The 10,911-nt window shown below is 68.7% G+C and carries 11 protein-coding genes and 2 pseudogenes; 10 read left to right on the top strand and 3 right to left on the bottom strand.

Features of this window, described 5'->3' with window-relative positions:
• On the top strand, nt 1-694 hold a 694-nt coding region (locus tag AB0K15_RS47670), incomplete at its 5' end, for an MFS transporter (protein ID WP_364067801.1).
• Here the strand turns inward: AB0K15_RS47670 and AB0K15_RS47665 are convergent.
• Nucleotides 620-989: pseudogene (locus AB0K15_RS47665) on the bottom strand (hypothetical protein). The gene AB0K15_RS47670 and the pseudogene AB0K15_RS47665 sit on opposite strands and share 75 nt — an antisense overlap.
• Nucleotides 953-1,174, bottom strand: coding sequence for a hypothetical protein (locus tag AB0K15_RS47660; protein ID WP_364067803.1), 222 nt, complete (start codon nt 1,172-1,174; stop codon nt 953-955). Before AB0K15_RS47660 ends, AB0K15_RS47665 begins: the two are co-directional and overlap by 37 nt.
• A gap of 440 nt (nt 1,175-1,614) precedes the next feature.
• Between AB0K15_RS47660 and AB0K15_RS47655 the strand changes: the two are divergent.
• Nucleotides 1,615-2,094, top strand: a pseudogene (locus AB0K15_RS47655) (SDR family NAD(P)-dependent oxidoreductase); the annotation flags it as partial.
• A 105-nt stretch (nt 2,095-2,199) separates the two neighbouring features.
• On the opposite strand, the gene AB0K15_RS47650 reads toward AB0K15_RS47655, so the two are convergent.
• On the bottom strand, nt 2,200-3,018 hold the full coding sequence (locus AB0K15_RS47650; protein WP_364067799.1) for an IclR family transcriptional regulator: 819 nt from the start codon (nt 3,016-3,018) through the stop codon (nt 2,200-2,202).
• 211 nt (nt 3,019-3,229) lie between these two features.
• Here AB0K15_RS47650 and AB0K15_RS47645 point away from each other — a divergent pair, with 211 nt between their 5' ends.
• From AB0K15_RS47645 to AB0K15_RS47610, 8 genes are read left to right on the top strand one after another with little or no spacing between them, the layout of a single operon-like run.
• A complete protein-coding gene (locus tag AB0K15_RS47645; protein WP_364067797.1) occupies nt 3,230-4,546 on the top strand; it encodes an SLC13 family permease in 1,317 nt (438 codons plus the stop codon).
• Entirely contained in the window at nt 4,543-5,712 is a 1,170-nt protein-coding gene (locus AB0K15_RS47640; protein ID WP_364067795.1) for a CaiB/BaiF CoA-transferase family protein, read from the top strand. Before AB0K15_RS47645 ends, AB0K15_RS47640 begins: the two co-directional genes overlap by 4 nt.
• On the top strand, nt 5,709-6,929 hold the full coding sequence (locus AB0K15_RS47635) for a CoA transferase (RefSeq protein ID WP_364067793.1): 1,221 nt from the start codon (nt 5,709-5,711) through the stop codon (nt 6,927-6,929). The genes AB0K15_RS47640 and AB0K15_RS47635 overlap by 4 nt, the downstream gene beginning before the upstream one ends.
• A 1-nt stretch (nt 6,930) precedes the next feature.
• Nucleotides 6,931-7,734, top strand: coding sequence for an enoyl-CoA hydratase-related protein (locus tag AB0K15_RS47630; RefSeq protein ID WP_364067790.1), 804 nt, complete (start codon nt 6,931-6,933; stop codon nt 7,732-7,734).
• Nucleotides 7,735-7,749: 15 nt separating this feature from the next.
• On the top strand, nt 7,750-8,163 hold the full coding sequence (locus AB0K15_RS47625; RefSeq protein WP_364067785.1) for an OB-fold domain-containing protein: 414 nt from the start codon (nt 7,750-7,752) through the stop codon (nt 8,161-8,163).
• Nucleotides 8,160-9,302 (top strand): thiolase family protein, encoded by a 1,143-nt coding sequence (locus AB0K15_RS47620; protein ID WP_364067783.1) that lies wholly within the window; start codon nt 8,160-8,162, stop codon nt 9,300-9,302. The genes AB0K15_RS47625 and AB0K15_RS47620 overlap by 4 nt, the downstream gene beginning before the upstream one ends.
• A 14-nt stretch (nt 9,303-9,316) precedes the next feature.
• A complete protein-coding gene (locus tag AB0K15_RS47615) occupies nt 9,317-9,952 on the top strand; it encodes an SDR family oxidoreductase (RefSeq protein ID WP_364067781.1) in 636 nt (211 codons plus the stop codon).
• A gap of 30 nt (nt 9,953-9,982) precedes the next feature.
• Nucleotides 9,983-10,738 carry an SDR family NAD(P)-dependent oxidoreductase gene (locus tag AB0K15_RS47610; RefSeq protein WP_364067779.1) on the top strand — a complete coding sequence of 252 codons (756 nt, stop codon included), beginning with the start codon at nt 9,983-9,985 and terminating at the stop codon, nt 10,736-10,738.
• Nucleotides 10,739-10,911: the final 173 nt, after the last annotated feature.

Here is a 10,911-nt window from a genome sequence, read left to right as displayed (position 1 = left end):
CGGCGGCGGCTGGGTTCGCGTGCCCGCCGTGCCGCGCGCCCACCGCAAGCACGTCGCGCTCGGCATCGCGGTCTTCGCGCCCGGCATCACCTCGACCTCGTTCGTCCTCTCGCTCGGCCCGGCCCTGCTGGCCGACGTGCTCGGCACCGCCAGCCGGCTGCTTGCCGGTGTCACCGCGTTCGTCATGTTCGGAACCGCTACCGCCGTGCAGTTCGCGGCGAAACGGCTCGGCATCCGCGCCGTCCTGCTCACCGGCGCCATCAGCGCCCTGGCCTGCATGGGCTCGCTCCTGGCGGCCGTGCACGCCGGCTGGATCGCGGCCATCGTCGTCACCGCGATCTTCGCGGGTGCCGCGCAAGGCCTCGGCCAGCTCGGCGGGTTGACGATGATCAGCACCCACATCGCCGCCCACCGGCGCGCGGAAGCCAACGCACTGCTCAACTTCGGCGGCTACATCCCCGCCGCGTTGCTCCCGGTGGCCACCGGCTACGTCAGCGACAGCCTCGGCCTCGCCACGGGAACGACCCTCTTCGCCGTCGTGCTCTCCCTCGCCGCACTGGCCGCCGGGGCGCTCGTGTGGCAGCGCACCAGTACCACGCGGACGGACAGTCCCGCCGAATCAGTTCGCCGCCGGCGGAGTCGAGGCCCCGTCCGAGAGGGCCCAGCTGCCCAGCAGGTTCAGCGCTCGCTGTGACGGCGAATCGGGTTCCGCGGTGTAGACGTGGAGCGTGGTGTCCGGCTCCGCGGCCGGCGTGAAGGTCTCGCAGTCGACGGTCAGGTCACCGACGAGGGGGTGCCGCAGGCGGATCGCCCGGTAGGCGCGGTGGTGCAGCCGGCGTTCGTCCTGGCCGAACTCGGCGCTCCGCTCACGCAGATCGGTGATCAGCGCGGCCGTGCCCCGGTCGCTCGGCTGGAGGGACGGCCTCGAAGTCGGCGAACAGTGCCCGCGCCATCACGTTGGCGGCCAGCACGTCGGTGCTCCGGCCCAGGAGGAGGGCCGGTTGGCGGCCGAACGCGGCCAGGAGCCAGTCGCGGCGGGGCGCACGCGCTGCACCGAGGGCCGGGCCCGGTTGCCCGGGCCGGCCGGCCCGACGAGGTCCTCGAGGTGGACCCGCGCCGCCGCGTCGAGGTTCAGCGCCCGGGCGAGCCCCTCGAGCACCGCCGGCGAGGGCACGGTGCCTGTTCCAGCCGTGTGTAGTAGCCGGTGGAAATCCCGGCCAGGGCGCCACTTCCTCGCGGCGCAGGCCGGGCACGCACCGGTTCCGGGAATCCGTCGGCAATCCGGCCCGGGCCGGGTCGCACCGGCTGCGCGCGCGGCGCAGGAAATCGGCGAGTGCCCGGTTCTTCTCAGGCAGGTGTCCATTGTGCACGGAAATCGCCGCCCCGCCTGGTCCTCTGAGTCCTAGGCAACAGTGTCCCTGCCCTCTCAGGGCACGAGATAGCGGTCCACAACGCCCTTTCGGTTGCCAGGCTGGGAATCGCACTGGACAACCGGCAACGGTCCCACGACCGATCCACTGCTCAAGGAGAAGAAGACCACCGTGAGCTACGCCGTCTACCGGCCCGCGACTTGGTTCGTCACCGGCGCTTCCCGACGTCTCGGCCTCGAACTCGTTGCCCAGCTTCTCGAACGCGGGGACAACGTCACCGCGTTCGAGAAGCTCCACCGAGCGGCTCACCGCCGCCTTGCGCGACCGGGTCAACACCGAGCGGCTCCTCGCATTTGACGTCGACCTGCGCGACGGCAGCGACGTCGACCGTGTGATGCGGGAGACCATTGCCCGACTCGGCGCGTTCGACGTCGTCGTGAACAACGCGGCTACGGTTTCCTCGCCGCGGTCGAGGAGACCAGTGCCGACGACGTCCACGACATGCTTGACATCCGAGTGAGCGGTGTGTGGAACGTCCTCCGCTCGACTCTGGGGGTTCTGCGCTCCTAGGGGCAGCGGCCACGTCGTGAACGTGTCCTTCATCCTCGGCCTGACCACCATGCCGGAGTGGGCGCTCTACTGCACGGGCACGTTCGTGCTGGAGGGCCTCAGCGAAGCCCTGGCCGCGGAGCTCGCCGGCTTCAAGGTGAAGATCACCTTCGTCGAACCCGGGGCACTTCCGCACCGACTTCCTGACCGCCGACTCTCTCGCCCTGCCGGCCACGACGACCCGAGCTTCGCTCGAACACCACGGTCTTGTACAGGCGGCTCAGCCAGCGTTCGCCAGCCGCTTCTCCTCCGAGGCGACAATCTCCGTCAGCGACTTCTCGGCGACCGCGTCCGCCGGTGCGCCCAGTTGCGCGGAGATCGCCGCAGCAGTCCGCGACATCGCGGCGAGCACCTGCGGAAGCCGGTCAGGAGCGAGCCGACCGCGCGGCGCCGAGACGTGGACGGCGGCTTCGATGGCGCCGGAGGCAACTGCGACTGGAGTGGCCAGGCCGATGATGCCCTCGACGCTTTCGCCGTCGCTCACGCTGTAGCCACGGGCCCGGATGATCTCCAGTTCCTTCCGGAGCTCGGTGCGGTTGGTGAGGGTGAACGGAGTGAGCTGGTCCAGCTGCGGGGTTCCGAGCACCAGCTTCTCGAGGTCGGCGTTGTAGGCGGTGATCAGCTTCCCGATGCTCGAGCCGTGCAGCGGACGCGGGCCACCGAGTTTCATGACGACCGAGAGCGTCTGCCCTGCCTCATAGCGGTCCGCATAGGTGACCGTGTTGCCGCTGCGCAGAGCGAGGTACGTGTTTTCGTTGAGCTCTTCACACAGCTCGGCCAGGTATGGCCGGCTGATCTGCCGGAGGTCGACGGCGTCGACGATGGACAGCGCGAGCACGAGGGACCGCGGGCCGAGGTAGTACGTGCGCTGGTTCGCGATCCGCACCGCGCCGATCTCCTCCAGCGCGCGCAGTAGGTCGTGCGCGCTGCTCATCGGCATCGACAGGTCGCCGCAGATTCGCTTGAGCGTCGCCCCCTCCTGGTGGTGCCCCAGGTACTGCAGGATCTTGAGCGCCCGGTCGATGCGGGCTGAGTTCATTTCTTCTCGCAACCTCTCACGTACACGCCGAGCCCCATGGTACTACCGAGAGTCACTTCGCGTATCCGCAGCACACTTCGCATTTTCGAAGCACACCCTTGACACGTAGAGGCAATAGAACATAGCTTCGCATTCACGAAGTCGACACCGCATCTGCGAAGTCGCGTCGTGCAGTCGCCCCGGCGCAGTGGCGTCACCTCAAGGAGCCTGAATGTCCCCCCACCTCGTCGCGATACTCGTGCTCGCCGGGATCTTCCTGGTGGGCACGCTTCGTTCGATCAACCTCGGCGCGTTGGCCCTTGTGGCCTCGTTCCTCGTCGGAACCTGGGTGTTCGGCAAGAGCGCCGCCAACGTCCTGAGCGGATTTCCCGCCAGCTTGTTCGTGATCCTCGTCGGCGTGACCTACCTTTTCGCCATCGCGAAGAACAACGGCACAGTCGACTGGCTGGTGCAATGGTCCGTGCGGGCCGTGCGCGGCCACGTCGCCGCGATCCCCTGGGTCATGTTCGTCTTGAGCGGCGCGCTGGTCGCGCTCGGAGCACTCAGCCCGGCCGCCGTCGCGATCATCGCCCCGATCGGCATGGCGCTCGGCGCGCAGTACGGCATCAACCCGATGCTGATGGGCCTGATGGTGGTGCAGGGGTCGTCAGCGGGGAATTTCTCCCCACTCGGCGTGCTCGGCGTGATCACCAACGGGATCGTCGGAAAGAGCCACCTGCCGGGCAGCCCGGCCGTGCTGTTCCTCAGCAACGTGGTCTTCAACCTCCTCCTCGCCATCGGCGTCTACTTCGCGTTCGGAGGGCGCAAGCTCATCCGGCAAGGACGCCGTGCTGTCGAGAACGCCGAGCCGACGGATACGACGCCTTCGGGCGGAGTGGCGCTGCAGACGGCCACGGTGACCGAGACCGAGACCGAGACCGAGACCGTGAAGCTCAACCGCGAACGCACGATCACCGTCCTCGGGTTGACCGCGCTCGTCGTCGGGTCGCTGGTCTTCGACCTCGACATCGGCCTCCTGTCTCTCTCGGTGGCCGTGGTCGTGACGCTGCTCGCACCAGCCGGCGCAAAAGGCGCACTCAGCCATGTCAGCTGGAACGTGGTCCTGCTGATTTGCGGGATCGTCACCTACGTCGGGTTGCTCGAATCCGTCGGCACGGTGCGCTACCTCGGCGACGGGATCGCCTCCATCTCCGCACCGGCGCTGGCGGCTCTGGTGATCTGCTTCGTGGGAGCGATCGTCTCGGCGTTCGCCTCGACGACCGGCATCCTCGGCGCGCTCATCCCGCTTGCCGTGCCGCTGCTCGCTTCCGGCCAAGTCGGAGCGATCGGACTCGTGGCCGCGCTGTCGATCTCGGCATCCGTCGTCGACTCCAGCCCATTCTCGACCAATGGTGCGCTAGTGGTCGCCAACTCCCCCGAAGACCAACAAGCCGTGGTCTACAAGCGACTCACGTTGTGGGGTCTCGGCTTGGTCCTGGTGGCACCGATCGTGACCTGGACACTTCTCGTTCTGACAGGCTGGTGGTGAACGTGCCGGAAATCCCGACGAACCCAGGCCCGCTGGACGGAGTCCGGGTCATCGACCTCACGACGTGGCTGGGCGCCTACACAGGCCGGCTTCTCGCTGACCTCGGCGCCGAGGTGATCCGCGTCGAACCCGACGGCGGCGTCCCCGAACGCCGCCGACCGCCCTTCACCGCCGATGGCATGTCGCTGAGCTTCGTGTTCACCGAAGTGGGCAAGACCAGCGTCTCCGAGTCCGAAGTGGACCTGGAAGAGCTCCTCGGCACGGGGCAGATCCTGCTGACCAGTAAGGGGCCGGCGGCGTTGCGCGCGAAAGGCCTCCACCCGGACGACGTCACACGGCGGCACCCCTCGCTCGTACACGTCTCGATCAGCCCCTACGGCCTGACCGGCCCGCACGCCGACCGGCCCGCCAGCGACCTCACCCTGCTGGCCGCCGGTGGACTCTTGAGCTTGGCCGGAGACCCCGACCGCGAACCGGTGCGGCCGTGGGGCAGCCAGTCGGCCGTCGTCGGCGGGGTGCACGCGGCGGCCGCCACCTTGATCGCGCTGCTCGCCCTGGAAACTTCCGGCTGCGGCCAGACTGTCGATGTCTCCGTGCAGGAGGCTGTGGCGCACTCACTCGAGAACGCAGTTCAGTACTTGGATCTGGAAGGGCTGGTCCGCAAACGGGCCGGCGCGGGGCCGATGGAGGCCGGCACCGGCCTGTTCCGGTGCGCCGACGGCTGGGTCTACCTGGTGGGCGGGCTCGGTGGTCGCCCGCTCGCGTGGTCGGCGATCGTCAACTGGCTCGAGGAAGGTGGCATCGGCGAAGCCGCGAAGCTGCGTGAGGACCGCTGGCGGCAAGCCGAGTGGCGCCGCAGCGCCGAGGCCCGTGCGGACTTCCGCGCGATGTTCGAGCGCTTTGCGCTCAACCGGACCAAGGAAGACCTCTACGAGAGGGGGCAGCGCTGCGGCATCAGCATCGCTCCGGTGTCCACTCCGGACGATCTGCTCAACAGCCCGCAACTCAACGCGCAGAGCTACTTCCGCCGGATCACCGTGGGCACCGTCGAGTTGATGCTCCCCGGTCCGCCGTACCGGTTCAGCCACGCGAACGTCGGCCCTGGAGCCGGCCTTCCAGAGCGGGCAACGAGCTCAGTTCTTCGCCACGAAAGGATCACCGCATGACGGACGCTTTACCGCTCGAAGGCGTCCGGATCGCCGACTTCACATGGGTCGGCGCCGGGCCCTTTCTCACCAAACCGCTGGCCGACCACGGCGCGGATGTCATCAAGGTCGAATCCAGGACGCGTACCGATCCGATTCGCTCAATGGCGCCGTTCCGCGACGGTGAACCCGGGCCTGACCGCAGCGGGTACTTCGCCAACCGCAACACCAGCAAGCGCTCCGTGTGCATCGACCTCAAGCACCCCGAAGGACGCGAGATCGCTTTGGAGCTCATCGCCCGCAGCGACGTCGTGGCCGACAACTTCACCCCGGGGACCATGCACCGGCTCGGCCTCGGCTACGACACGGTCAAGAAGATCCGGCCGGACATCATCTACATCGAAATGCCCATGCAGGGCAACGCCGGCCCGCATCGTGACTTCGGCGGCTACGGGCTCGCGATCGCCGCGGCGGGCGGCCTGCTGGGACTTTCCGGCTACCCAGATCGGCCGCCCGTCGGCACCGGCACCAACTACCCCGACCACGTCCCGAACCCGCTGCACGCCGCGATCGCCGTCCTTGCCGCCCTGCGCAACCGGCGCCGCACCGGACGTGGGGAGTACATCGAACTCGCCCAGCTCGAGTCCACGGTCAACGTCGTCGGGCCGGCCCTGCTCGCGGCATCGGCCGGACACCGCGTCGAACGAGCGGGCAACGACGACCCCGTCGCGGCGCCGCACGGCGTCTACCCCTGCAGGGACGAGGACTCGTGGTGCGCGATCGGCGTGTTCGACGACCGCCAGTGGCAGGCGCTGACCAGAGTTCTGGGCGCTCCGGCGTGGACGGCCCGGCCCGACTTCACCGACGCGGCGGCCCGCCACCGGGCCCGACGAGAGCTCGACAAGGTGCTCTCAGCCGAGACCAGCGCGTGGGATGCGACCAAGCTCGCCGACGCACTCGCCGACGCCGGCGTCCCAGCATCGCCCGTGCGCAACACCGACGACCTGCTGCACCGCGACCCGCAGCTGAGAGCGCGCGAGCACTGGGTGCAGCTCGACCACCCGGTAATGGGTCCGAGCGTCTACGACGGAATCCCGTATCGGTTGTCTCGAACCCCAGGCCGGCTGCGGGCTCCGGCACCGCTGCTCGGCGCTGACAGCCGGTCCGTGTGCCTCGACCTGCTCGGCATCGACGAGAAGACATACGCGCGCCTGGCGCGGGAAGGAGTCGTGGGCTGACATGGCCATCGAAACCGAACGCAGAGATCGCGTCTTCCTCATCCACCTGAACCGCCCCGAGGCACTCAACGCCCTCGACATCGCGTCGATGCGCGAGCTCAACGAGCGGCTGCGGGAGTTTCGCGACGACCCCGAACTGCTCGTCGCCGTCCTGACCGGGGCCGGCGAGCGCGCGTTCTGCACCGGCGCCGATCTGAAGAAGACACTGCCCCCGCAAACGTCCTTCGCCGAAGCGTACTTCGCGCCGTACGAGCAGAGCGTCGACGAGGGACTCTACGTCCGCGCGATCACGATCAGTGAGTTGCGCATCAACAAGCCCCTCATCGCCGCGGTGAACGGCCACGCACTCGGCGGAGGCATGGAGATTGCGCTGGACTGTGACGTGCGCATCGCCAGCGACAACGCCACCTTCGGCCTGCCCGAGGCTCGGTGGGCCAGCGTCCCCGCGGTCGGCGGGGTGTCCAAACTCTTGCGCGCGGTCCCCCGGGCGGTGGCCATGAAGATGATCCTCACCGGTGACCGGATCGACGCGGCCGAAGCGCACCGGATCGGCCTGGTCAGCGACGTCGTACCGCCCGACCGTCTGGTCGACCACGCGCTGGCGGTCGCGAACCGGATCGCGGGCAATGGACCGCTCGCGGTCAAGAGCCTCAAGACGCTCTCCCAGCGCACTGGTGATCTGCCGCTGACCGAATCCGTGCAGCTCGAGCAGCTGCTGTGGGGCCTGCTTCGGGACACCGAAGACCGAGTGGAAGGTCGCACCGCTTTCGCTGAACGCCGCACGCCCGAGTACCGAGGCCGCTGACCGGAGAGGAACGCCATGAACACACCACCAACCACTACCGCCCGCGTCGTCGGGCAGAGCTGGATCCGCGACCGCGGAGATCGCGTCGCGCTTGCCATCACGCACTGCACCCGCTGCGACAGCACTTGGTTCCCGCCGCGGGATGTGTGCTCCGCCTGCGCGTCCCCCGACGTAGAGCACACCACCAGCGACGACCACGGCGTCGCCTACGCCTCCACCGTCGTGCGCATCGGTCCGGCGAAATTCCGCCCACCGTACGTACTGGCCTACGTCGACGTCTCGGGCGTCAGGGTCCTCGCGCACGTCGCCGGAGACGAAGCACTCGAGCCCGGCACGCCGGTCGACCTCCGCATCGGGCCGATCGGCGCTGACGACGACGGGGAGTTCTCGTCCTACGTCGTCACCCCGACCACAGGAGGTACACGATGAAGCCGGTTTTCGTAGCGGGTGCGGCCGTGCATCCGTTCGGCAAGCAACGGGAACTGAGCGCGGCCGAGCTCGGCTACCGCGCGGTGCGCGATCTCATCCAGAGCACCGGGATCACACCGGACCGGGTCGACACCGGCTTCGGTGGCTCCTCCTACGGAGGTTCGCTGCTGGCCCAGCGCGTGCTGCAACGAGTGGGCGTGTCCGGCCAGCCGGTGTACTCGGTTGAGAACGCCTGTGCCAGCGGCGCTTCCGCAGTGCACCTCGGGTGGCAAGCGATCGCTGCCGGGACCGCAGACTGCGTCATCGCCTTCGGCGCGGAGAACCTCTCGGCGTTCGGCGGCGGCACCCTGCCGCTGACCACTGCGGACCTCGAAATCGACCAGGGCATGGTCATGCCTGGTGCGTACGCGATGCGCGCCCAGCGGTACCTGCACGACTTCGGCGCCACGCCCGACGACCTGGGCCGCGTCTCCGTGAAGAATCGCCGCAATGGCGCGGACAACCCACGGGCCCACTTCCAGAAGGCAGTCACGGCCGGTGACGTCGCCGAATCACGGCCGGTCGCCGATCCCCTTCGCTTGCTGCACTGCTGTCCCAACAGCGACGGAGCAGCAGCGGTCCTGTTGTGCTCCGAGGATGTGGCCCGAGAGCTCGGCTCGCCGACCGTTCGCATCCGTGGAAGCGCGGTCCGCTCTGGGCTGTTCCACACCTCCTACCGCGACATGACCTGGCCCGACATCACCGCCCGAACCGCCCGCGCGGCCTACGACATGGCCGAGCTGGGTCCGGCGGATCTCGACCTGGTCGAGTTGCACGACGCCTTCAGCATCGCGGAGCTGCTGCACTCCGAAGCGCTCGGGCTCGCCGAACGCGGACAGGCTTTCAAGGCCGTCTCAGCGGGCGAGTTCGATCGCGATGGTCGGGTCGCGGTCAGTCCCAGCGGCGGGCTGCTCTCGCGCGGACATCCGGTCGGCGCCACGGGCGTGACGCAGATCTGCGAGGCGTACTGGCAACTCACCGGACAGGCCGGCGCCCTCCAGGTTCCCGGCGCCGAGGTCGCGCTCACCCACGTCACGGGCGGCGGCATCTTCGGTGTCGACAACGGCGCCTGCGCCGTCCACATCCTCACCACGACCTGACCGAAAGCTCGAACATGACTGAAACTCAGCAGGGCAGCGGCGCAGTCGCCGTCGTCGCCGGATCCGGCTCCCTCGTCACTTCCGCACTCGCCGGCCGGCTTCAGCAAGCCGGCTGGACGGTCGCACACGACGTCGGTACCGCCCAAAGCGAACAGCCGATCGCCGCGCTCGTCTACGCACCCGACCTGTTCAGCGGCGACGACGAGGTGCACACCGCCTCGGTGATCGACGATCTGACGAGCCTGGTCGACCGCGCATTGCCCCGGATGCGTTCCCGCGAGGGTGGCGGCGCCAAGATCGTCGTCGTCACCAGCCGAGACGGCTTGGGCTGGCCGAACCGGCCACGCACGGCCGCGACCTCTGGCGCGCTCGTGGCCTTCGCCCGGAGCCTCGCATTGCAGCTCGGGCCACGCGGGGTCACCGTGAACGTCGTCGCCAGCCTTCCCGTGGAAGGCAGTGCGCTGCACGGTGCCGACGGACCCGATGGGAGCCATCTGCGCGAACCGCAGCCCTTGCTGCCTCAGCCTGTGACCGCCGAGGACATCGCCCACACCACGGCGTTCTTCCTCGACGACCGGAGCGGATACATCACCGGGCAGGTGCTCTACTGCTGCGGCGGCGCAAGCCTGCTGTCGAGCCTTTCCGTCTAAGCAATTTCTATCATCCACAAAGGAAATATCATGAGCATTTCCGGGCAGGTGGCCGTCATCACGGGGGCCGCCAGCGGGATCGGGAACGCGATCGCCGAAGAGTTCGCCTCCTGCGGCGCCAAGGTGGTGATCGCCGACCTCGCGCGGGACAAGGCCGATGAAGCGGCCGAGCGGATCCGCTCCGCGGGCGGAACTGCAGTCGGGCTCCCCGTCGACGTCGCGGACCGCGAGGCGGTCGAGAAGCTCTTCGCCCGCGCCGAGGCGGAGCTCGGTCCGGTCGACATCCTCGTCAACAACGCCGGCATCAGCATCGACCGCGGCGTACGACGCATCACCGACGACGAGTGGAACCGCACTGTCGCGATCAACCAGACCGGCGTGTTCCTGTGTTCGCAGGCAGCGGTGACGAGCATGACCAAGAGGCGCCGTGGCAGGGTCATCAACGTCGCCTCCCGCGCCTGGCTCGGCTGGTTCGGGCAGCTCGCATACGCCTCGTCCAAGGGCGGCACGGTGTCGGCCACCCGCTCGCTGGCGATCGAGATGGCGAAATACGGCATCACCGTGAATTGCCTGGCGCCGGGCTTGATCGACACCCCGCTCCTGCGGCGCGAACCGCCGGAGGTGATGGAACGACTGCTGCAAGCGCAGCCCATGGGCACGCTCGGCGACGCTCGCGACGTCGCGTGGGCCGCACGGTTCTTCGCATCGCCCGAAGCACAGTCGATCACCGGGCAGGTGCTCTACGTCTGCGGCGGCAAGAGCCTGTTCGCTCAACCGGCTGGCTGAGTGTTTGCGGAGGGCGCTGGTCGGCTGGTGTGCCTGTTTCGACGCTCTCGAGGGCCGCACACCGTCCGACCAGCGACTGACGCCGCCGGTCGTTTCGGTCTGCGAAACGGAGCACGGCTCGCCGCTGCTGGTGCGCCGGCAGGTCGAGGGCCGCCGCTTGACGGAAATGGGTT

Source organism: Amycolatopsis sp. NPDC049253 (assembly GCF_040678995.1).
Lineage (GTDB): Bacteria > Actinomycetota > Actinomycetes > Mycobacteriales > Pseudonocardiaceae > Amycolatopsis.
This window is presented reverse-complemented; position numbering and strand designations above follow the sequence as displayed.